Source organism: Candidatus Pelagibacter sp. HIMB1542 (assembly GCF_052047835.1).
In the GTDB taxonomy this organism is placed as follows: domain Bacteria; phylum Pseudomonadota; class Alphaproteobacteria; order Pelagibacterales; family Pelagibacteraceae; genus Pelagibacter.
The window spans coordinates 637354-658439 of record NZ_JBNAJB010000001.1; the positions used below are offsets into that span (position 1 = coordinate 637354).

General features: G+C 30.5%; 23 protein-coding genes. 7 read left to right on the top strand and 16 right to left on the bottom strand.

Annotated elements, in window-relative coordinates:
• Positions 1–45: 45 nt before the first annotated feature.
• The 11 genes from ACTTBI_RS03505 to ACTTBI_RS03555 all read right to left on the bottom strand — a co-directional run bounded on the left by ACTTBI_RS03505 (position 46) and on the right by ACTTBI_RS03555 (position 9648).
• Positions 46–1338, bottom strand: a complete 1293-nt coding sequence (locus ACTTBI_RS03505) for an ammonium transporter (RefSeq protein ID WP_440652761.1) — start codon at positions 1336–1338, stop codon at positions 46–48.
• A 227-nt stretch (positions 1339–1565) separates the two neighbouring features.
• Entirely contained in the window at positions 1566–2867 is a 1302-nt protein-coding gene (locus ACTTBI_RS03510) for an ammonium transporter (protein ID WP_440652570.1), read from the bottom strand.
• 145 nt (positions 2868–3012) lie between these two features.
• Positions 3013–3288 (bottom strand): HU family DNA-binding protein, encoded by a 276-nt coding sequence (locus ACTTBI_RS03515; RefSeq protein WP_075506581.1) that lies wholly within the window; start codon positions 3286–3288, stop codon positions 3013–3015.
• A gap of 157 nt (positions 3289–3445) precedes the next feature.
• Entirely contained in the window at positions 3446–4558 is a 1113-nt protein-coding gene (gene rseP, locus ACTTBI_RS03520; protein WP_440652571.1) for an RIP metalloprotease RseP, read from the bottom strand.
• Between the two features lie 44 nt (positions 4559–4602).
• A complete protein-coding gene (locus ACTTBI_RS03525) occupies positions 4603–5052 on the bottom strand; it encodes a hypothetical protein (protein ID WP_440652573.1) in 450 nt (149 codons plus the stop codon).
• Entirely contained in the window at positions 5052–5618 is a 567-nt protein-coding gene (locus ACTTBI_RS03530) for a hypothetical protein (RefSeq protein ID WP_440652575.1), read from the bottom strand. The genes ACTTBI_RS03525 and ACTTBI_RS03530 overlap by 1 nt, the downstream gene beginning before the upstream one ends.
• A 330-nt stretch (positions 5619–5948) precedes the next feature.
• Positions 5949–7295 (bottom strand): NAD(P)/FAD-dependent oxidoreductase, encoded by a 1347-nt coding sequence (locus tag ACTTBI_RS03535; protein WP_440652576.1) that lies wholly within the window; start codon positions 7293–7295, stop codon positions 5949–5951.
• Positions 7296–7341: 46 nt separating this feature from the next.
• Complete coding sequence (locus ACTTBI_RS03540) at positions 7342–7761, bottom strand: hypothetical protein (RefSeq protein WP_440652577.1); 420 nt, start codon at positions 7759–7761, stop codon at positions 7342–7344.
• Between the two features lie 11 nt (positions 7762–7772).
• Positions 7773–8372, bottom strand: a complete 600-nt coding sequence (locus tag ACTTBI_RS03545) for a LysE family translocator (RefSeq protein ID WP_440652578.1) — start codon at positions 8370–8372, stop codon at positions 7773–7775.
• Positions 8373–8408: 36 nt separating this feature from the next.
• Complete coding sequence (locus tag ACTTBI_RS03550) at positions 8409–8954, bottom strand: hypothetical protein (RefSeq protein ID WP_440652579.1); 546 nt, start codon at positions 8952–8954, stop codon at positions 8409–8411.
• A gap of 241 nt (positions 8955–9195) precedes the next feature.
• Positions 9196–9648, bottom strand: a complete 453-nt coding sequence (locus ACTTBI_RS03555) for an Lrp/AsnC family transcriptional regulator (protein WP_428080313.1) — start codon at positions 9646–9648, stop codon at positions 9196–9198.
• Between the two features lie 117 nt (positions 9649–9765).
• On the opposite strand from ACTTBI_RS03555, the gene ACTTBI_RS03560 reads away from it, so the two are divergent.
• Positions 9766–10740: a dihydrodipicolinate synthase family protein gene (locus tag ACTTBI_RS03560; protein WP_440652581.1), complete on the top strand. Its 975-nt coding sequence runs from the start codon at positions 9766–9768 to the stop codon at positions 10738–10740.
• A gap of 23 nt (positions 10741–10763) precedes the next feature.
• Here the strand turns inward: ACTTBI_RS03560 and ACTTBI_RS03565 are convergent, their stop codons facing one another.
• Positions 10764–11153, bottom strand: coding sequence for a DUF2306 domain-containing protein (locus ACTTBI_RS03565; protein WP_440647631.1), 390 nt, complete (start codon positions 11151–11153; stop codon positions 10764–10766).
• Between ACTTBI_RS03565 and ACTTBI_RS03570 the strand changes: the two genes are divergently transcribed.
• Positions 11152–11598 (top strand): DUF2141 domain-containing protein, encoded by a 447-nt coding sequence (locus ACTTBI_RS03570; protein ID WP_440652582.1) that lies wholly within the window; start codon positions 11152–11154, stop codon positions 11596–11598. The two genes, ACTTBI_RS03565 and ACTTBI_RS03570, sit on opposite strands and share 2 nt — an antisense overlap.
• A 69-nt stretch (positions 11599–11667) precedes the next feature.
• Here the strand turns inward: ACTTBI_RS03570 and ACTTBI_RS03575 are convergent, their stop codons facing one another.
• Genes ACTTBI_RS03575 through ACTTBI_RS03585 form a run of 3 tightly spaced genes read right to left on the bottom strand, consistent with a single transcriptional unit; the run spans position 11668 to position 13975 of the window.
• Complete coding sequence (locus ACTTBI_RS03575; RefSeq protein ID WP_440652583.1) at positions 11668–12117, bottom strand: YtoQ family protein; 450 nt, start codon at positions 12115–12117, stop codon at positions 11668–11670.
• 17 nt (positions 12118–12134) lie between these two features.
• Entirely contained in the window at positions 12135–13340 is a 1206-nt protein-coding gene (locus tag ACTTBI_RS03580; protein WP_440614521.1) for a M20 family metallo-hydrolase, read from the bottom strand.
• The gene (locus tag ACTTBI_RS03585) at positions 13340–13975 is read right to left on the bottom strand and encodes a DUF1028 domain-containing protein (protein ID WP_440652584.1); all 636 of its coding nucleotides are present in this window, start codon (positions 13973–13975) and stop codon (positions 13340–13342) included. The genes ACTTBI_RS03580 and ACTTBI_RS03585 overlap by 1 nt, the downstream gene beginning before the upstream one ends.
• A 142-nt stretch (positions 13976–14117) precedes the next feature.
• Between ACTTBI_RS03585 and ACTTBI_RS03590 the strand changes: the two genes are divergently transcribed.
• Genes ACTTBI_RS03590 through ACTTBI_RS03605 form a run of 4 tightly spaced genes read left to right on the top strand, consistent with a single transcriptional unit; the run spans position 14118 to position 19486 of the window.
• Positions 14118–15674: an ABC transporter substrate-binding protein gene (locus tag ACTTBI_RS03590; RefSeq protein ID WP_440634012.1), complete on the top strand. Its 1557-nt coding sequence runs from the start codon at positions 14118–14120 to the stop codon at positions 15672–15674.
• A 56-nt stretch (positions 15675–15730) separates the two neighbouring features.
• Positions 15731–16672 carry an ABC transporter permease gene (locus ACTTBI_RS03595; protein ID WP_440614524.1) on the top strand — a complete coding sequence of 314 codons (942 nt, stop codon included), beginning with the start codon at positions 15731–15733 and terminating at the stop codon, positions 16670–16672.
• On the top strand, positions 16669–18531 hold the full coding sequence (locus ACTTBI_RS03600) for a dipeptide/oligopeptide/nickel ABC transporter permease/ATP-binding protein (protein WP_440652585.1): 1863 nt from the start codon (positions 16669–16671) through the stop codon (positions 18529–18531). The genes ACTTBI_RS03595 and ACTTBI_RS03600 overlap by 4 nt, the downstream gene beginning before the upstream one ends.
• Positions 18524–19486 carry an oligopeptide/dipeptide ABC transporter ATP-binding protein gene (locus ACTTBI_RS03605; protein ID WP_440652586.1) on the top strand — a complete coding sequence of 321 codons (963 nt, stop codon included), beginning with the start codon at positions 18524–18526 and terminating at the stop codon, positions 19484–19486. Before ACTTBI_RS03600 ends, ACTTBI_RS03605 begins: the two co-directional genes overlap by 8 nt.
• An 18-nt stretch (positions 19487–19504) precedes the next feature.
• On the opposite strand, the gene ACTTBI_RS03610 is transcribed toward ACTTBI_RS03605, so the two are convergent.
• Positions 19505–20524 (bottom strand): D-2-hydroxyacid dehydrogenase, encoded by a 1020-nt coding sequence (locus tag ACTTBI_RS03610; RefSeq protein WP_440647654.1) that lies wholly within the window; start codon positions 20522–20524, stop codon positions 19505–19507.
• Between the two features lie 61 nt (positions 20525–20585).
• Between ACTTBI_RS03610 and ACTTBI_RS03615 the strand changes: the two genes are divergently transcribed.
• Entirely contained in the window at positions 20586–21071 is a 486-nt protein-coding gene (locus tag ACTTBI_RS03615) for a YajQ family cyclic di-GMP-binding protein (RefSeq protein WP_262589405.1), read from the top strand.
• Positions 21072–21086: the final 15 nt, after the last annotated feature.

Genomic DNA, 21086 nt, shown 5'->3' on the forward strand with positions numbered 1-21086 from the left:
CCTTATTTCTAAGGAGCCTTTTATTGTTATATATTGAGAGATATTTTAGTCTCTTATTGCGTAAGCTTTAACACCAACTTCAGCAACATCAGTTCCAAGTTTTTCAGCTTGAGAACTAATTCTAAGACCAATTGTTTGTTTTAGAACTTTAAACGTGATGTAAGAAAGTATGAAACTAAAAGCACATACCGCTATTACACCTGTTAACTGAGTTCCAAAATTTGTATCTGGATTACTTAATGGCACCACTAAAGTTCCAAAAATTCCAGCAAATAAATGAACAGGAATTGCGCCAACTACATCATCAATTTTTTTACTTTCTAAAAACTTTGTGCCAAAGTACATGATGATAGAGCCAACCGCTCCAATAGCAATTGCAAGCACTGGACTTGGAGTTAAAGGTTCTGCTGTAATTGCAACTAAACCTGCTAAAGCCCCATTAAGCATCATTACGATATCTGTTTTACCACCCAATAATCTTGTAACAACTGCAGCTGTAACAGTACCAGCAGCTCCTGCTAAGTGAGTGTTAACTGCAATTTTACTAATTGCATTTACATCATCGAACGTTCCCATTGCAAGTTGACTGAAACCATTAAATCCAAACCAACCAAACCATAATAAAAAAGTTCCTAATGTAACAAGCGGTATTGAGGATGCTGCAAATGGGACTAAAGATTTTGTTTCACCTTTTTTATTAAATCTTCCTTCTCTTGCACCTAATAATATTACACCTGCTAATGCAGCTGCTCCACCACATGCGTGAACTAAAGTTGAACCAGCAAAATCAGAGAAGCCTGAAGTTGCTAACCAACCTCCACCCCACTGCCATCCCATTGAAATAGGATAAATAATACCAGCCATGATTGCTGCAAAAATAAAAAATGGCCAAATTTTAATTCTTTCTGCTACAGCACCAGACACAATTGATGCAGTTGCACAAACAAACATTGTTTGGAAAAACCAATCTGAATAATCTGAATAACCTGTTGAAAGTTCTGAAGCATCGCTCCACATTGAAAATGAGCCAATAAACCCACCTTCAGGAATTCCGTAAGCTAAATTGTAACCACAGAAAAAAAATATTAATGAACAAATTGCAAATTTACCAATATTCTTTGCCGCAATTGTTGAAACACTTTTAGTTGTCACCAATCCACTTTCAAGCATACAGAAACCTGCTGCCATAAATGCAACTAAAACACCACCAAGATAAAATCCTAATGAATTGAAAATATATTGTCCTTCAGCTGACATTGTTGTTTCTGCTGAAGCTAAATTAGTAAAGCTTAAAAATATTAATAATCTTAATGATATTTTTTTTAAATGATTAATCATTATCTCTCCTTTTTTTGATCTTGTCGTTTTAATAAACATTAAAATTTTAAGTACTGCTGATAGGTCAAAAGAGTTATGAGAAATAAGCATATGTGTAAAAAAAAGGCCCCATTTCTGGGGCCTTTAGTTATTAACTAACTAGAGAGAGATATAAGTTAATTCTTTGTTTAGAGGCTCTTCAATGAGATAACGACATGGAGATCGAAGAGCCTCTATATTGCATGCAATTAGTCACGTATTGCGTAAGCAATTACACCTGTTTCAGTAACGTCTGTACCTTTAGTTTCAGCTTCTTTACTTAATCTGATTCCAAACGTACCTTTCATTATTGACCATACGATGTAAGACACAGCAAACACAAAAATGTTAATTGAAAGTACACCAATTAATTGTGCACTGAACGATGCATCAGCGTTTGTTAATGGCACTGCAAGTGTTCCCCAAATTCCAGCAAACAAGTGAGCTGGGATTGCACCTACAACATCATCAAGTTTAAAGCTAAATAATAATTTAGTTCCAAACACTACGATTAATCCACCAACAGCTCCAATTAAAATTGCTGCAAATGGAGATGGTGCTAATGGTTCTGCAGTGATTGCTACTAGACCGCCGATTGCTCCGTTTAACATTTGAATTACATCTGTTTTACCGTACATTAATCTTGTAATGATACCCGCGGCCATTACTCCACCACAAGCTGCAAGATTTGTATTGATAAAGATTGATGAGATCGCAACTGCATCATCAAAAGTACCTAATGCTAATTGTGAACCACCGTTAAATCCAAACCAACCTAACCATAGGATGAATACACCTATTGTTACTAATGGGATTGAAGATGCAGCAAAAGGTTGTAACGCTTTTGGTTGACCTTTACTGTCAAATCTTCCACTTCTAGCACCTAACAACATGATACCAGCTAAAGCAGCTGCACCACCTGTTGAGTGTACTAAAGTTGAACCAGCGAAATCAGAGAAGCCTAGTTCTGCTAACCAGCCTCCACCCCACTGCCAACCCATTACGATTGGATAAATAACTCCAGCTAATAAAGCTGCAAATAAGAAGAACGGCCATAACTTGATTCTTTCAGCCATAGCACCTGAACAAATTGAGACTGTTGTTGCACAGAATACCATTTGGAAGAACCAATCTGAACCATCTGAATAACCAGTGTCAATTGCACTTGCATCTGACCATGGTGTAAATGATCCTATGTATCCGCCTTCTGGAATACCATAAGCTAAGTTGTAACCAACTAGCCAAAACATAATTCCAGCAATTGCATACAAACCAATATTCTTTGCACAAATTACTGAAACACTTCTTGAAGTTACCATTCCAGATTCTAACATTGCAAAACCTGCTGCCATGAACATGACAAGGAAACCACAAATTAAAAATAGTAGAGTGTTAAATATAAACCCCACTTCAGCAGAAACAGTTGTCTCTGCCATACCCGCACTACTCATGCTTAGTAAAAATACTAAGCTTAGTAATGGTGCAGATATTCTCTTTATTATTTTAGTCATAAGACCTCCACTTGTTAAAGAGGTGGTTTATAAATTTAAAATATTTAAAAACTAACGCTGATTAGGAAAATTGGGTATGCAGTTTTTGCATATAGTAACAGCCCTAAACGTGTTTTTTCAATTGTTTAGGGCTGTTAAAAAAATATTATCTATTGAATACTTCTTTTAAAGCTTTCGCTGGTAAGAATTTTACTTTCTGAGAAGCAGCAATTTGAATCTGCTCACCAGTTCTTGGGTTTCTTCCAACTCTAGCTTTTCTTTTAGCTACTTTGTATGTACCAAATCCAGCGATTTTCACTGAATCATCACCTTTTAGTGCATCTAAAATAGTGTTGGTAATTGTATCAAAAGTTCGCTCAGCATCTGCTTTGCTCAAGTTTAATGAGCCAGAAAGCTTTGCTACTAGTTGTTTTTTGTTCATTTTAGCTCCGGTTTTGTTGGTTAATATTGATACTTGTCATAAACGTTGATAAATCAAGCTTTTTTTTAGTGTTCTTATTTAAACGATACACAAGATCTTGTTAAAAATTAAATAAACGTTGATTTTATTGATCTTTTTAACAATTTAGAAAATTAAATTATCTAAATAAACCAAGGTCTTTTAGGTCATTAAAGGTGGTGAAAAACATCAATGATAGCAACAGAAACAATCCGATTCGAAAAAAGCCTTCTTGTGTTTTTTGAGATAAAGGCCTGCCTAAAACCTTTTCAAATGCATAAAACATTAAGTGTCCACCATCTAACATTGGTATAGGAAACAGGTTAATTAAGCCCAAACTTATTGAAATATAAGCCATCATACTAATAAAAGCTAACACTCCAAAGGTTGCAACTTGCCCTGATATCTTTGCAATCCTAATAGGACCCCCAAGTTGAGAGGTATCTGCTTTCCCCATGATCATTCCACCAATATATTTTAATGAAGAAACACTAACAAAATAGACTTCATTTGCTGCATGATACAATGCTTGTGCTGGTCCTAATTTAACATGATTAATTTTATCATTGTAAGCACTTAGTTTTATACCAACCATTCTTTTATTAATTTTATTTCCTAACCCGTCTTCACCTTCAACAATATTAGGTTTTATTTTTAAAATTAATTCTTCGTAAGAACGCTTTACTTTAAAATCTATAAAGTCTGATGTTGACATTGTGATGTATTTAGAGACTTCCATGATGCTTTTAACTTCATTGCCATCAATTTCTAAAATAATATCTTGATTTTTTAAGCCTCCAACCATTGCAGGGCTGTCTTTTTGAACTTCGCTAATAACCGCAGGAGTAAAATCTTTTCCAACGAAAGTATAAATACAAAAGAAGATTGCTAAAGCCAATAAAAAGTTAGCTAAAGGACCACCGAACACAATTAATACTCTTTGATATAAAGGTTTTAAAATAAATAATTTATCTCTTTCCTCTTCATTATATTTTTCTAAAATTTCTTCATGATCTGCCTGTGAATAAACATTACGATCTCCAAAAAATTTGACATATCCGCCTAGTGGTATTGCACATACTTTCCATCTAGTTCCATGTTTATCATTCCAACCAAATAATTCTTTACCAAATCCAATAGAAAAATCAGTAACTCCAACTCCATATTTTCTTGCAAAATAATAGTGTCCATATTCATGAATAAACACCACAACTAAAATAAGAATTAAAAATGGAACAATATAACTAAGCATAATTTTATATTTTAAGTTAATATCATATTAATCACAACCCCTCATTACCAGTAGTAAGTCTTAGGCTTTTGAACATCTTTTAAAAAAGCCTTAGAATGACCTAATCGTCCTCTATTAATTGGTTCAAAATTAGTAATAAATCTCATACCTCTCAAAGGATCTTTTCTAATAGGCTCAATAAAAGTAATTTTTGGTTTATTATTTTCTTCTCTGATCTTTTTAAGCTCCTCCGCTCTTTCAAGATTTCTTTTCTTTATATAATTATCTATTTCTTTTTCATGATCAGATTTAACTTTTTCTTTTTTAATTTTCTTAAGTTTAATTTTATAGTTTAAATCAAAATTTGGCTTCGTTTCACCAACTTCTTTTTTACCAGATGTCTCATATCTTTTGCAGGCATCTTTAACCATTTGATTAAAGTTTGGCTTCGTTTCACCAAATTTTCTTTTACGAGATTTTGATATTTTAGATCGAGCTCCATTATATTTATTCATTATAAAACTCCTTTCTTTTTCTGTAGTCTTTTCAAAATTTCATAAAGTTTAAAATACTTAGAGAGTAATTTATCCTCAATAGTATTCAGTTTTAAAATAGCACTGCCACCATTACAATCTCTAGCAAAGGAAAGTCCAGATTTTCTAATAATAATATTAGATGATAGCATCATATTTTTATCTCCTCCTTCAACTACTTCTGCGACCTCATCTTTATATTTAGAAGCCTCATATTCTTGCATTTCATGATTAATGATCCCTGCTTCCAATCTAGCTATCCGCTTAAAACGAATTGAAATTTCAATCATTTTTGAAACAATTATTTCTTGTTGAATCCCAACTGGTTTTAATTCCCTAACCATTCGTTCAATAATATCATTGATATCCTCTACATTTTCACCAATGATTGCAATTTTTTCTGCGTAAAGTCCGTGTTTTATTGAATTTAAACTAGACTTTAATTTTCCTTTTTTACTAACAGGTCCTGTAGATTTTTTAGAATTTCTTCTGTTAGCTAATATTTTCTTCTTACTAGTTGCCATGCAACCTCCTATAATTTTAGTCACAGAGTCCCCTCTATGAATATTGTTATTAAAAGTTTAAAAGGCTCACCTAGTAGGCATTATTTAAGGCCGCATAGCATTGCTATGAATTTATTTTCTAACACAAAAACAAAATTAAAAAATGGAACATATATGGAACGCGACAATTTCTTTATCAATAAAAATTTATGGTAATTGTCCCTTATTTGGAGGGACAACTTCTAAAAATTAATTTTTTAAAAAATTATTTGCCTTTAAACTTATAATACAAAGAAAACAAAATAAGACCCACAAGAACAATTCCTACAAATATCCTTAAGTATTGATTAAAAAATATATCTATAAACTCAATCATTAAATATTAAACTTATCCTTAATTCTATAAAACCACACTGCTAATTTAAAATAAAATACTCTTAATTGTGGGAAAATAAATTTCTTAGGTAAACCTTTATAAATTTTTGAAATTTCTAAATCTTTACTATTTGATGAAAAAACTAGCTTAGACAATTGTTTTCCAGTCCAAGGAGCTGCACTAACCCCTACGCCGCTATAACCAAATCCATAATAAATTTCTTCATTATCTATTTTACCAATTGAAGGGGTAAGCTTTTGAGATAAAGCAATTAAACCTCGCCAATTATAATCAATTGTAACGTTATTCCATTTAGGAAAAATATTTTTTAAAAATTGTTCCATATCATTAGCTCTGTTTTGATTAGATTGATCACTTCCTTCAAAGTCTCCTCTAGTGCCAAACAAAATTCGATTATCTGGTAACTTTCGATAATAATACAGAAGGTTTTTAGAATTAGCTATTGGGGCATAAGTATTAAAGTTATGTAAACTAAGTTCTTCATTTGTAAGTGGTCTTGTTACAATAATATTTGAAATAACAGGTAATACTCTTCCATCCATTTCAGGAATTAATCCCTCTTGATAAAATCCATTAGTTGCAACAACTATTTTTTTTGTTTTTATTGATCCTTCACTGGTTCTTAAAAGATAAGAACCATTTTCTTTTTCTATTTTTTGAACTTTAGTGTGCTCATAGATTTTTAGTTTTTTAGACAAAGCACACTTTGCAAGTCCGTTTACAAATTTTAAAGGATTGATTGCAAAACCAGGTTTATATGAAAAAGCTCCAAATTGCTCAGTTCCACCATGACCTACTTCGTCAAATTCTTCTTTTGAATATACTTTAGTCTCTATACCAAATTCAGACTTATAAACTTCTGCTTGATCTTTAATTTGGTCAAATTTGTTTTTATGATGAGCTACTACAAAGTTATTTTCACCCGTTACATCACAATCAATATTATAATTATCAATTAATTCTTTAGTGTAATTAGCTCCTTCAACAGAATTTTTAAAAAATTTTTTAGTCTCCTCTTTTCCATAAAGAGATTGCATTTTTTTATAAGACATTTTGCTTGGAGGTAGACAGCAAAATCCTGCATTACGAGAAGAAGCACCCCAACCTACTTTTCCAGCCTCAACCAAAACTACATCTAAATTATGATTTTCAATTAAGTTAATTGCACAAAGTAAACCTGTGTAACCACCACCTATGACGACTATTTCTGAACTAATATCTTTTTGAAGTTTATCTAAATTTAAATTCTCACTTGAAGTTGCTTCCCAGTAACTAGGAACAGGTTTATTGAACTGATAAATATCTGAATGATAAATATTACTCATTGGTTAACGTTAGGTTAACATAACCCTTAATTATCTAAATAATAATTTACTTAAATTTATCTTCCCAGAATACAACTCTATCATCTGTTTTTTCTATTAAGTCCTTACAGAATATTCCGTATTTATCTAAAACTTTTGAAAAATTTTTATAATCTTGACCCATCTCATTTTTCATACTTTCAAAGGAAGTTTTAACTCTATTTCTCATTGTATCTGTGTTCATGCCTAATTGCTGACCAATCATAAAAACAGATTCTAATGATAAATCTGCCGATTTATTAAGTCCTGCTATAGTTTCATCATTGGCACTTCCACTTTTTTTAAAGCCTTCTTCAGACAATAAATAATAACTATAACAAGTTGTGAAATCTCCTTGCAGGTTATTAAATACAAATGTTTGTTGATCATCAGCATTAGCACTTGTGCTTAAGATACTAAGAATTATTGCAGATATAAGTTTTTTCATTTTTTGATTTTTTAAATTTTAATTGAAAGCATCCATATACCAACCAAAAATAAAGACAATGAGAAGAATTTGTTTAATATTTTTGAATATTTTTCATTTCTAAATTTTGCACCTAGTAAGTCACCAAATAATGTCCACAGAGTAAATGATACGCAGTTATTAACTGTGAAAATTGTACTGATTAAAATTATTCTTATTAAGTTTTGAGAACCGTCTAAAAAGATTGTGAACATTAAAGAAATTATCACATAAGCTTTTGGGTTAAATACCAAAAGTATAACTCCATCAACAAAAGTACATTTTAAATTTTGATTGTTGTTTTCATATGTGCTTGCCTTGAAGAATTTATAGGCAAGATAGATTACATATAATGATCCAATTATCTGAATGTATTGATATTGATCATTAATAAATGAAAAAAATATATTAAAACCAAAACCTATAAGAAAAGTAACTATAATCGTTGCAAGATGATAACCAAAATTTGCTGATAAAGTTTTAACAAAACCAAATCTAGCTCCATTAGCTGCAAAGAACATGTTTCCAGGTCCTGGGCTAAAAGCTAGAGGAAATAAAAAAATTATTAAAGCTACTATTTCAATTAAGGTCATATTTTAATAGGTAATTAAATTTATAATATTCTTAATTTAGGTTTTTTTATTTTTTTTATACATTCTCATCCACTTTTCAAAGATTACAATTGCATCATCCATATCTTTAGTTTTGTTAGGATGATTTTTTGCTCTTCCAAGCATAGTTGCAATAACATTTACTTGATACTTGATGGATCTTTTTTTGATAGCTTTAACTGTGTAAAGAGCCTTTTCTTTATTCTTAAAACCTAAACCATGTAAAGTTGTCTCAGGTTTATAATCAGAAAATAATGAAAGATTTAAAGGTTTAAAACTTTTATCTTTTATCATTTTATTCATTGGCATTTTATCCACTAAGGGGAATATCTTTTTAAGATTTATTGTATCTAACTTAGCTTTTTCGGTTCCATCAAATCCAATTAAACTCACACTAAAGTTTTTAGCTTTATCTAATTTTGTAACTAATTTAATAAATCGTTTGTGAAATTCTTTAATATGTTTTTGATAAATATTTTTTGAGTTTTTATACTCTTGATTAGTATAGTTTGGAGTATTCAAAACTAACAACCTACATTTCCATATATATTTTTTAAAATTCATTGGTATATTAAGTATTTTAGTTAATAGGATATATGAAGGAAAAAGAAATTAAATCTCATTTTAAGAAAAAAGCGCTATCTAAACTTGCTTTATCGATAAGCTTTTTCTTGGTCCTTTTAACTTCCACTGGATACATATTTAATTCTAAAGCAGCAATTTTTCTGTTTTATATTTTTAGTTTTGCATTCATTTACAATTTGCTAATCAATTTCTTATTAGAAAAATTTGATATCTGAAAAATTTATTCCACACGGGAGTATTCCGACTTTACTCTTCTCAAAGGTATAGAGGTTTCAACAGAAGAAACGCCCTCTATTACAGTTAGTTTTTTAGTTAAAAAATCCTCAAATTCCTCAACATCTTTAACTGCAATTCTTATTAAATAATCCTTAGCTCCAGTCATTAACCAACACTCAACTACTTCAGGAAAATTTAAAATTTTTTTCTCAAATTTATCAAAATTTTTTGATTGCTGTTTTTCTAAGCTAATAAATATGAAGGCAGGAAATTTATAACCAAGAGAGGTTTCATCAATATTTACTGAATAATTTTTAATTATATTGTTTTCTTCTAATTGATTTATTCTTCTTGCTGTAGGAGCAATACTTAAATTTATTTTCTCACTTATATTTTGAAGTGTAGTTTTGCTGTTATTTTTAAGTATTTTTACAATCTTTTTATCAACTTCATCCATATTTTTAATAAATTTTATTAATATTTATCAAATATCTTATAAAATTTACTAATATTCAACTATAAATTAGTAATAATAGAGAAAATTTATTTTTTATTTCATGTAATTAATTACTACATGAATAAATCTAAATCATTTGATCCACTTTGGGTTCCAATTATTTCTCAATATCAAAATACAAAAAATTTAGAGCTAGATGAAAAGCTTATTCAAAAACATATCAATTGGTTAGACCCATATGTAAAACAATTCTTGGTATGCGGGACTACAGGGGATGGGTGGGATTTAACTGATGAATTAATAATCAATTGGTTAGATATATTAAATGATAATTCTTTAATTAAAAAAGATAACAAAGTTTTATTTGGAGCATTTGGAAAAACAACAGAAGATGTTCTAAAACGGACAGATATAATTGAAAGATATATAATTAAAAATGGAACCTCTGCAGGATTTTTTGGATTAACTTTATGTGCTCCCGTTGACGAAAACATCAAGCAAGAAGAAATTATTTCACATTTTAAACGTATTATTGAAAATACATATTTACCAATTTCTATCTATCAACTGCCTCAAGTAGTAAAATGCAATATTGAACCTGAAACATTAAAAATTTTAAAAGACAATTTTCAAGATAGAATTCAATTATTTAAGGACACTAGTGGTGAGGATGATGTTATTAATTCTGGAATTAATTTTAATGATTTAATATTTTTAAGAGGAGCAGAGGAAAATTATTTTGATCATTTACAACCAAACGGAAAATATGATGGATTTTTATTAAGCTCAGCAAATTGTTTTGGGAAAATTTTAAGAGAAATTTGTAATAATGTTGAACAGGGTAATTTTAGAGATGCAGAAAAGATGTCTCAAGAGCTAAGTGATATAATTAGAATTTCATTCTCAGAAGGTCAAAAACTAGATTTTGGAAACCCTTTTTCTAATGTAAATAAAGCTTTTGCTCATGTCTTGATTAATAAAGATAATCTTAGCTGCAAAACTTGTTTTGATAGAAATATACCTGGTGAGTTTCTAAATGATATGTTTTTATTATTAGCTAAATACAATTTAACAAAATCTTTAAACGTATAAATTAGATCTTAATTTTAGTATTTTCAGCCTATCAAAATTTGATGCATGATACGTCCTGGATAAAGCGTAAAAAAGCCTGTAAGAATTAAAGCAAAAAAATAAGTTGCGATCATTACTTGTTTGTGACGTTTAATATTACCAACTCTTACAAAGTAAATTCCAAGACCAAGAGAGAAAATTGTCCACAAACTCAATAAATGTATAGGACTATAATCTCCCCACATTTTTGTTTCGTGTATGAAAAAAGAGGTTATCGCTACAATCAGCATTAAGGCTACCCAAATACGACCTAACAATTTATGAATTGTTCCACCTTTTTTCATAGAAAGTTGAATACCACCTAAAATTATTGCAATCATTGCCATAATTGCATGAAGTGGTATAGGGTGTGCTTCATTGAATAATAAAGTCATGATCAAATTTTATCGAAATTTATTTGTAATTTTTATCTTACCGTATCTTATTACTATATCTCATACTTATGCTGCAACTGTAATTGTGAAAGTTAATAATATTAAGAAAAAAGGTGAAATGCATTTAGCTATTTATGATGATGCAGAGGTATTTGAAAATGATGATGGTGAAAAAGGTGGTGCAGCAGAAGGCATTATTCAAGGTGTAATCGAAGATGTAGAAACTGGAAGTGTAACTTACACATTTGAATTACCAGATGGTACTTATGCTATCGGTATTTTTGTTGATAAAAACTACAATAATAAAATGGACAGAAATTTATTTGGCGTACCAAAAGAGCAATTTGGTTTTAGTAATAATGCCAAAGGTAAGTTTGGACCACCCTCATTTGAAGATGCTTCCTTTACTGTTTCAAGCGATATGAAACTTGAGATTAATTTATAAATTTCTGCATATAAATTTGATGAGTTTAAAAAGACGAATACAAACAGTATTTTTAATAATTTCATTACTTTATTTTAATGAACCTTCTAAAACGTATTTTAGAATTCTAACTACTTGTTTTTGATCTGAAGCGACAGCTGAAGCTGCAGCATCTACCTCTTTAAGGGCATGCTGATGGTCGTCACTATGAATAACTATAATTGATTTGTTTAATGCAGATGCATATCCAGCATCAAATGCTGCATTCCATTGTTTGTATTTTTCACCAAATTTAACAATGATGACATCACAATCTTTGATCGATTTTTTAGTTCTAATTGAATTGATATTAGCCCCTTTTCGATCTTTCCAAAAATTTTTCTGTTCAGGTCCTAAAATTTCAACACCACAATCATCTGAAGATGCGTGATCTGTTACAGGTGATGAAAATTGAATGTCTAAATTTTGTTTTTTACATTCATCAATAATTTCATCACGCCAATTTGTGTGAATTTCTCCTGCTAAATATACTTTCAACATCAATACCTCTTATTAAATCAATTAAAATTAATTAAAAATTTTTCAATAACTTTGACTGCTATTTGCATATCCTTTTCGATAGTAAATTCTTTTGGATTATGACTTAAACCTTTTTGACTTCTTACAAAAAGCATTGAAATAGGACATAAATCAGACATTGCTGATGCATCGTGTGTTGCTCCCGACATCAATACAAATGGATTTAATTTTAAATTCTGAAATGATTTTTTAAGTTTACTCATCATTTTCTTATCACAACTAACAGCACTTTGATCGTAAGTTTTGTTTAATTGAAATTTAAGACCTCTTTTTTTGCAAATTAGCCCAATTTTTTTAGAAATCTCTTTTTCTACTTTTTTTCTTTTTTTATCATCGACACTTCTACATTCTACGAAAGATAAAGATTTTGCAGGAATAGCATTTACACTATTTGGTCTATTCTCAATCGATGCCATTGTTGCTAAAAAGTTTTTATTTTTTTTAGCCAAATTTTCCACAGCATTAATAACTTCTGCAGTTGCAGCTAATGAATCTTTTCTAAGATGCATTGGAGTAGTTCCTGCATGAGATGCATAACCTTCGATTTCAAGTTTAAATCTAGATATTCCAGAAATACCATTCACTATTCCAACTGCTAAGTTTTTACTTTCTAGAACTGGTCCTTGTTCAATATGAACCTCAAAGAAGCCTAATAGATCTTTTTTATTTCTTTTTAATGAATTAATTTTTGATGGATTGCATCCAAAACTTTTTAAAGCTTGTTCAATAGAAATATTATTTTTATCTTTAAGTTTTAAATCTTTTTTATTAAACGTTCCTGCTAATGATCTTGGTCCCATTAATGCTGTTGGAAACCTAACACCTTCTTCATCTGCAAAAGCTAAAATTTCTACATTGTAAGGTAAAATAATTTTTTTTTTCTTTAATTCTTTTAAAGCTAAAATTGGAAGTATCACTCCCATGATACCATCATATCTTCCAGAGTTGTAACCGCTATCTTGGTGTGAACCTATCAATAATGTTTTAGCATTTTTTTTAGGACTGACGTATTTACCAATTAAAGTTCCAGCTGCATCTAAACTAATTTTTAATCCAGCATCACTCATCCATTGTTTTAAAAGATTGTTTGCAGATTTATGTTCTTTTGTAAAAGGTAACCTCGTAACCCCTTCTGCAGGTTTTGAACATTTTGCAATTTTTTCAATATAATTTTGTATAATCATTATTTAGTTGGAAGTTTTTTTAACCACTCTTTATATTTAGTTTTATTAGTCATTTTTAGAATTTTTTCTAGTTTTACCAATGGATTTTTATCATGATCCACTCTTATATTTAGTGGTGGATTGTTTTTTTTAAAGACTAGTAATGCAGCAGACATCAATCCTCTTTTGTCGCTGCCAAACTTTTTGCCTATTTTAAGAGCTTCTAGCAATGTCTTGGCTAATGGTTCATTTTTAAACTTAAAATTATCCACAATTTTATTAATCACCTTATCGTTGGACAGCATATTTCCACTTACAACCAAATTTGGCATAACAATATGATTAAAGTATTTTGTATTTTTATTTCCTGTAAATGAAAAACCTTTGCCTGATAAGTTTAAACAAGAGACTTGCCGGTAATGCTTTTGCTTATCATTTTTGATAACTTTATTTGTTGCTATTGTCGGTGAATATTTATTTAGATTATTTAAAATGTTTTCACCCCAAATAGTGCTTGGATAAAAACCTTGTGATGCTGTAACACCTTTTTTTATATCTCCTCTTAAAACCCATCCTCCTACACAAAGATTTCCTGTAGCAGCGGCTCCACCTATTTCGCCCGTTTTTGGATTTCTAGCTAAAATTGAAAATGTCATAAAATGGGTACCCTACTACAAAATTGTTTTATTTTACTATTTTTTTTGCTCAGGAAAAACTGAAATGAACAAATGATCGGGTTGAATTCAAAATTATCAATTGTTAGGCTTTATTTATAATAAATATAACGATGGAGATAAAATGTTAAAAAAGTTAAGAACGTTTTTTATTAGTCTTTTATCATTAGTTTTCATAACTGGTTTTACAGTTGCATCTAACGCCAAAGTATTGGTGGTAGGTCAAATAGCTGAGCCAAAATCTTTAGATCCAAGTACAGTTACGGCTGTAAATGACTTTAGAATAGTAATGAATATCTATGATGGACTTGTAAGATATACAGACGGAAAATTAGAAGTTGAACCAGCTTTAGCAAAAAGTTGGGACATTAGTAGCGACGGAACAGTTTATACATTCAATTTAAGATCAGGAATTAAATTTCATGATGGATCAGACTTTAACGCTGATGCCGTGAAGTTTAACTTTGATAGAATGTTAAACAAAGATCATCCTTATCACAATACAGGACCTTTCCCGCTATCTTTCTTTTTTTCAGCAATCAAATCAGTTGATGTAGTAAATGCTAATACAGTTAAGTTTACATTGAATGAGCCTTACGCTCCTTTTTTATCTAACTTGGCATATCCAACAGGTTTAATTGTTTCACCAGCAGGTGTTAAAAAACACGGAAAAGATTTTGGAAGAAATCCTTCTGGTACTGGTGCATTCAAATTTAATGAATGGAAATCAAATGAAAGAGTTGTTGTAGACAAAAACTCTGGTTATTGGGATGGAAAAGCTGGAACAGATGCGGTTGTTTTTAGACCTATAACTGATGCTAACACTAGAGTTGCTGAAATGCTTTCAGGTGGAATTGACATGATGGTTGAAGTTCCTCCTGCATCATTAAGCAAATTTGGTGGAAGTAAATTTAGCGTAGTTGAACAAGCAGGACCTCACGTTTGGTTCTTGATCTTAAATGCAAAAGAAGGTCCTTTTGCTAATAAGAAAGTAAGACAAGCTGCTAACTATGCAATTAACAAACAAGCAATTGTAAATGACGTGTTAGAAGGAACAGCTGCGATAGCTGCTGGACCAACACCTCCTGCATTTGCTTGGGCGTATAACAATAGTTTACAACCATATCCTTATGACCCTGCTAAAGCTAAAGCTTTAATTAAAGAAGCAGGTGTTGAAGGTGCAAAACTTACTTTCTATGTTACTGAAGGTGGTTCTGGAATGTTAGATCCTGTTGCAATGGGAACTGCAATACAAGCAGATCTTAAAGCTGTAGGTTTTGATGTTGAAATCAAAACTTTTGAATGGAACTCGTTCCTAGGTGAAGTAAACCCAGGTTTAGAAGGAAAAGCAGACATGGCAGAAATGGCATGGATGACAAACGATCCTGATACACTTCCTTTCTTAGCGCTAAGAACAGAATCTTGGCCTGACAAAGGAGGATTTAACTCTGGATATTACTCAAACCCTAAAGTTGATGATCTTTTAAATAAAGCAAGATCATCTACTGACCAAGCAGAAAGAGCAAAATTGTATCAAGAGATGCAAGAAATTGTTCAAGAAGATGCTCCATGGGTATTTGTTGCTAACTGGAAACAAAATGCAGTTACTAGCAACAAAGTGAGTAACTTTTCACTTCAACCTTCATTCTTACTTTTATTAAAAGACGTTAAGAAAAACTAAAAAAAGTTAAGAATTATAATAGTTGCCCTAGGCTTAAAAAAGCCTAGGGTATTATCATGAATTATCTCCTTCAAAGATTACTATCAGCAATCCCTGTTCTTTTAGGTATTACAATTATAGTTTTTTTTATTATTTCACTAATTCCAGGGGATCCAGCAACAGCAATACTTGGTTCTTATGCAACACCTGAGAATGTAAAATTACTAAATGAACAGCTAGGATTAGATAAGGGATTAGTTCAAAGATACTTCATTTGGCTTGGCAATTTAGTTCAAGGTGATCTTGGAAGATCGTTTGCTTTAAATCGTCCAGTATTGGATGAAATTTTAGAAAGATTTAATGCTACATTAATTTTATCAGGAACTGCTTTCATTTTATGTTCTGTTGTTGGTGTTTTAATTGGAACAATCTCTGCATTTAAACAATACACTATTACAGATAAGATAATCACTTTTACTGTTTTAACTGGAATTTCATTGCCATCATTTTTTTTAGGAATGATGATGATTTTATTATTTGCAGTTAATCTTCAGTGGCTCCCAGTATCAGGAATGTATGCAATTTATGGTGGGGGTGATTTTTTAGATCTAATTCATCATTTGATTATGCCTGCAATAGCACTTGCATTAGTTGCAACTGGAGTAGTTGCAAGAATAACAAGAAACTCTGTTTTAGAAATACTTAGACAAGACTACATTAGAACAGCAAGAGCTAAAGGAGTTAGAGAAGGAAATGTACTTTTCAAACATGTTTTAAGAATTGCAATTGTCACTATTCTTCCAATTTTAGGTTTGCAGGCTGGATTTGTTTTATCTGGATCTGTTTTTATTGAAATTGTTTTTCAATGGCCAGGTGTTGGACGAATGTTAGTCGATGCAATTTTAAAAAGAGATATTTTACTTGTTCAAGGTGGTGTCATGTTTGTTGCTGCTTGTTATGTATTATTCAATATAGCAGTTGATTTGTTGCAAAGATATTTAGATCCAAGGATTAAATGATTAATTTTTTAAAATTAATTTCAAGAAACAAACTTGCATTATTTGGTGGGATTTTATTAATTATAATTTTTGTAGTCTCATTTTTAAGCCCTTTGTTGCCTTTAAAAGATCCTGATGTCATTAAAACTAGCGACAGATTTCTTTTACCTTTTTCAGATGGATACTTACTGGGTACAGATCACTTAGGTAGAGATTTGTTATCAAGATTATTATGGGGAACTAGATTAAGTTTATTGGTTGGAATATCAGCAGCTTTAATTTCAGCAACCATTGGATCAATACTTGGAACTATTGCTGGGTTTTATGGAAATAAAACTGACAATGTTATTATGCGTATCATAGATGTATTGATGGCATTTCCTTATATTTTGCTAGCACTTGCAATAGTTGCAGTTTTAGGCCCTGGTCTTTTTAATGCTATGATTGCAGTTGCTTTAGTTAACATTCCTTTTTTTGCAAGAAACATCAGAGGTGTCACTGTCACGATTGCTAACAAAGAGTTTATTGATGCTGCAAGATTATCTGGAATGAGTAATTTTAAAATTATTATTTATGAAATTTTTCCAAATATTCTTCCGGTTATAGTTGTTACAATTTCAACAACTGTTGGCTGGATGATACTAGAAACAGCTGGATTATCTTTTTTAGGTTTAGGTTCACAACCTCCACAAGCTGATTTAGGTTCAATGCTTGGTGAAGGAAGAAGTTCACTAATTGTAAATCCTCATACATCATATGTACCTGGGGCCATGATTTTCTTAATTGTTATTGGAGTTAATTTATTTGGTGATGGTATTAGAGATGCATTAGATCCAAGGTTAAGCAAAGGAGAATTGGTTAAACCTCAGCCTGTCACTCAAATTAAATTAAATAGAAATATTGAAAATAACAGTAATTCTTTTTTATCAGTACAGAATTTAACTACAGCTTTTGAATTTGATAACAAATTACACATAGCATCCAAGGATGTTTCGTTTGATATAAAAAAAGGTGAATGTTTAGGATTAATTGGTGAAAGTGGTTCAGGAAAATCAGTAACAGCTTTATCAATTACTTGTCTTGTTGCTTCTCCTCCAGGTGTGATTGTTGATGGATCAATAAAATTTCAGGGTGATGATATTTTAAAAATGAATTATGAACAAATTAGAGAGTTAAGAGGAAATAAAATTTCATATATTTTCCAAGATCCTCTTTCTACCCTACACCCACTGATTAAAATTGGAAAACAGCTTGAAGAAGCATTTATTGAACACAATCATCAAAAAAATAAAGAGGCTACATTAAAAGGGAAAGAGTTATTAAAGTTAGTTCAAATTCCTAATATTGAAAATGTATGGAATTCCTATCCTCATGAACTTTCTGGTGGAATGAGACAAAGAGTTTCTATTGCAATGGCATTAACTAATGATCCAGAATTAATTATTGCAGACGAACCAACAACTGCTTTAGATGTAACAGTTCAAGCTCAAATATTATCATTACTAGATACTTTAAGAAAAGAGAGAGGATTATCCGTTTTATTTATTTCACATGACTTTGGAGTTGTTTCGCAAATTTGCGATCGTGTAATTGTAATGTATGGAGGCCAAATTGTTGAGGAAGGTAAAACAGAAAATATAATGAGCAAACCAAGACATCCTTATACAAGTCAGTTGATGGAGTGTGTTCCTCATATTGGATTTGGCAAAAGAAAACTTCCAACGATATTAGGTAGTCCCCCATCTATTACATATAAGAAAGAAATTGGATGTTCATTTTTTAGTCGGTGCTTAATTAAAAAAGACAACTGCCAAAATGAAGATATCAAAATAGTTCAGAAAGGAGATAGTGAGGTTAGATGTTTGTACCCTCATGAATAATACAATGGACATTTTATCTGCAAATAATCTCTCAAAGTTTTATTCAAAAAATAAAGGTTTATTTAACAAGCAATCAATAAATTTAAGAGCCGTAAACAATATTAATATTAATTTAAAAGCAAAAGAGTCACTTGGAATAGTTGGCGAGTCTGGTTGTGGTAAATCAACATTAGCAAAAATGTTAGCAGGATTAATTTCACCTTCTTCTGGTGAAATAAAGATACAAGACAAAGATATAAATAATTATGAAAAGTATGAACTACCAAATCATATTCAATATATGTTCCAAGACCCAATCAGCAGTCTAAATCCTAGAAAAACAATCTATCAATCTTTAGCAGCACCTTTAAAATATCTTAGAAATCTCGATGAAAAAGAAATTGAAAAAGAGATTAAAAGCATAATTAAAGAAGTTAATTTAAAAGAAGAATTTTTAAATCGTTTCCCACACGAATTTTCAGGAGGCCAAGCTCAAAGAATTGGTATTGCAAGAGTATTGCTATCTAAAGCGAAGATTATAATCCTAGACGAGCCAGTTTCTGCTCTAGATGTTTCAGTTCAATCACAAATATTAAATTTATTAAACGATTTGCAGAAAAAGTTTGAATTGTCTTATATTGTAATTAGTCATGACCTTGCTGTGATAGAAGCTATATGTGACAGAGTAATGGTTATGTATTTTGGTGATATAGTTGAAAAATCTGATGCTAAAGAATTATTTCAAAAACCTTATCATCCATACACAAATTTACTTTTAAATAGTGTACCTAAAACTAATCAAAAAATTGAAATTCAAAGTTTAGTTGAAACAGAATTGCCTGATCCTATTAATCCACCTAAAGGATGTTCGTTTTATTCTAGATGTGAAAATAAAGCTGAAAAATGCAAAGATGTTAATCCTTCAGAAACTGATAAAGAAAATAGAAAATATAAATGTTTTTTCCCAAACATTTAATGCTTGTTTAAGCTAGATCTAATAACCTAACTTTCTATCTATTTGATTAATTAATTCTTTATTATCTGTGAATAATTTTAAATTTTTAAAGAAAATTTTAAGAACCATCTCAATATAATTACCCTCACTATCAGAGGATATATGAGGAGTGATAATTAAATTTGGGGTATCCCAAAGGTTTGATGTTTTTGGAATTGGTTCTTGTGAAAATACATCTAAAATTGCTCCAGCAATTTCATTGTTTTGAAGTTTAATCCTTAAAGCTTCGTAATCTAAAACTGATTGCCTTCCAATATTAACAATCCCACACGTAGATTTTAATTTATCTAATCTTGATTTATTAATTAATCCTTTAGTCTCCTCTGTTTCTGGAACTGCTAGATATAAAAAATCAGCATCAGGTAAAACTTCATCAATTTTATCAAATGTAATAACTTTAGAGCATCCCTCAACATTTTTTCCTTTTCTATTAACACCAATAACGTTTGCTCCAAGTTTGCTGATATGTTTAATCATTGAACCACCCAAAGAACCAGTTCCAACAACAACTACTTTTCTTCCCTCTATTGGTTTTCCAAGTAAAGATACAAATTCTTTATTTTTTTGGTTCGTTACAATTCTCGTCATGTGATTTTGGAGCATTAAAATACTCATCAAACCAAATTCCCCTGCTTTTTTAGCATGAACACCGCTACTGTTTGTTAAAACTAAATCTTCTGTCATCCAATCAAATGGAGATAAATGATTAACACCAGCTGAAATCACATGGATCCATTTAAGGTTAGGTGCAATTTTTTTTAAATCTTGTGTTGGAAACTGCCAACCAAGTAAAATGTCAGCTGATTGCATTGAAGAGACAAAATTATCATCATCCCAATCAATTACATATTCAACTTTGTCTCTTAATTCAGGATATTGATCAAAACCCTTTTCAATTTTTTCCTTAGTGATTGTATTATTTTTCTCCCCTTCAGCATCACAAGGTAAAAATCCCTCTTTCCAATGATTATTTCTGATGTGAATTTTAATTTTTTTCATATTTAAATTAATATTATCTTTAATTTCGTTTAATAAAAAATAGATTATTGTATAAATATCTATGCCTTCATTTGATGTAATCAGTAAAATTAATTATCAAGAATTTGATAATGCTTTAGCAAATTGCTTAAGAGAAATTAGCAATCGATACGATTTTAAAGGACTACACATCACTATAGAGAGAAAAGATAAATCAGTTACAACCAATGCTCCTGATGAATTAAAATTAAAGCAAGTTAATGAATTATTACAAACTCATTTAGTAAGAAGAAAAGTAGATCCAAGAGTTTTAGAAGTTAAAAGCTCAGAAGGTGCATCAGGTGGAGCAATAAGACAAGTAAGCGAACTTAAAGAGGGAATTAGCCAAGAAAATGCAAAAAAAGTTATAGCTGATATTAAAAAACTTAAACTTAAAATTCAGGTAAAAATTCAAGGTGATGAATTAAGAGTTGATGGTAAAAAAAGAGATGATCTTCAAGAAGCTATAGCAGCAATTAAAGCTATTGATATTGGGCTTCCAATAGACTTTGTAAACTTTAGAGATTAATCCTCCCAAACTATT

Coding starts and splice junctions, on each gene's coding strand:
- ACTTBI_RS03515 (WP_075506581.1), bottom strand. CDS start 3,288: ATGAACAAAAAACAACTAGTAGCAAAGCTTTCTGGCTCATTAAACTTG.
- ACTTBI_RS03585 (WP_440652584.1), bottom strand. CDS start 13,975: ATGACATTTTCAATTTTAGCTAGAAATCCAAAAACGGGCGAAATAGGT.
- ACTTBI_RS03575 (WP_440652583.1), bottom strand. CDS start 12,117: ATGTTGAAAGTATATTTAGCAGGAGAAATTCACACAAATTGGCGTGAT.
- ACTTBI_RS03550 (WP_440652579.1), bottom strand. CDS start 8,954: ATGAATTTTAAAAAATATATATGGAAATGTAGGTTGTTAGTTTTGAAT.
- rseP (WP_440652571.1), bottom strand. CDS start 4,558: ATGCTTAGTTATATTGTTCCATTTTTAATTCTTATTTTAGTTGTGGTG.
- ACTTBI_RS03560 (WP_440652581.1), top strand. CDS start 9,766: ATGAATAAATCTAAATCATTTGATCCACTTTGGGTTCCAATTATTTCT.
- ACTTBI_RS03565 (WP_440647631.1), bottom strand. CDS start 11,153: ATGACTTTATTATTCAATGAAGCACACCCTATACCACTTCATGCAATT.
- ACTTBI_RS03535 (WP_440652576.1), bottom strand. CDS start 7,295: ATGAGTAATATTTATCATTCAGATATTTATCAGTTCAATAAACCTGTT.
- ACTTBI_RS03600 (WP_440652585.1), top strand. CDS start 16,669: ATGATTAATTTTTTAAAATTAATTTCAAGAAACAAACTTGCATTATTT.
- ACTTBI_RS03595 (WP_440614524.1), top strand. CDS start 15,731: ATGAATTATCTCCTTCAAAGATTACTATCAGCAATCCCTGTTCTTTTA.
- ACTTBI_RS03615 (WP_262589405.1), top strand. CDS start 20,586: ATGCCTTCATTTGATGTAATCAGTAAAATTAATTATCAAGAATTTGAT.
- ACTTBI_RS03555 (WP_428080313.1), bottom strand. CDS start 9,648: ATGGATGAAGTTGATAAAAAGATTGTAAAAATACTTAAAAATAACAGC.
- ACTTBI_RS03610 (WP_440647654.1), bottom strand. CDS start 20,524: ATGAAAAAAATTAAAATTCACATCAGAAATAATCATTGGAAAGAGGGA.
- ACTTBI_RS03540 (WP_440652577.1), bottom strand. CDS start 7,761: ATGAAAAAACTTATATCTGCAATAATTCTTAGTATCTTAAGCACAAGT.
- ACTTBI_RS03570 (WP_440652582.1), top strand. CDS start 11,152: ATGATCAAATTTTATCGAAATTTATTTGTAATTTTTATCTTACCGTAT.
- ACTTBI_RS03525 (WP_440652573.1), bottom strand. CDS start 5,052: ATGAATAAATATAATGGAGCTCGATCTAAAATATCAAAATCTCGTAAA.
- ACTTBI_RS03510 (WP_440652570.1), bottom strand. CDS start 2,867: ATGACTAAAATAATAAAGAGAATATCTGCACCATTACTAAGCTTAGTA.
- ACTTBI_RS03580 (WP_440614521.1), bottom strand. CDS start 13,340: ATGATTATACAAAATTATATTGAAAAAATTGCAAAATGTTCAAAACCT.
- ACTTBI_RS03505 (WP_440652761.1), bottom strand. CDS start 1,338: ATGATTAATCATTTAAAAAAAATATCATTAAGATTATTAATATTTTTA.
- ACTTBI_RS03605 (WP_440652586.1), top strand. CDS start 18,524: ATGAATAATACAATGGACATTTTATCTGCAAATAATCTCTCAAAGTTT.
- ACTTBI_RS03545 (WP_440652578.1), bottom strand. CDS start 8,372: ATGACCTTAATTGAAATAGTAGCTTTAATAATTTTTTTATTTCCTCTA.
- ACTTBI_RS03590 (WP_440634012.1), top strand. CDS start 14,118: ATGTTAAAAAAGTTAAGAACGTTTTTTATTAGTCTTTTATCATTAGTT.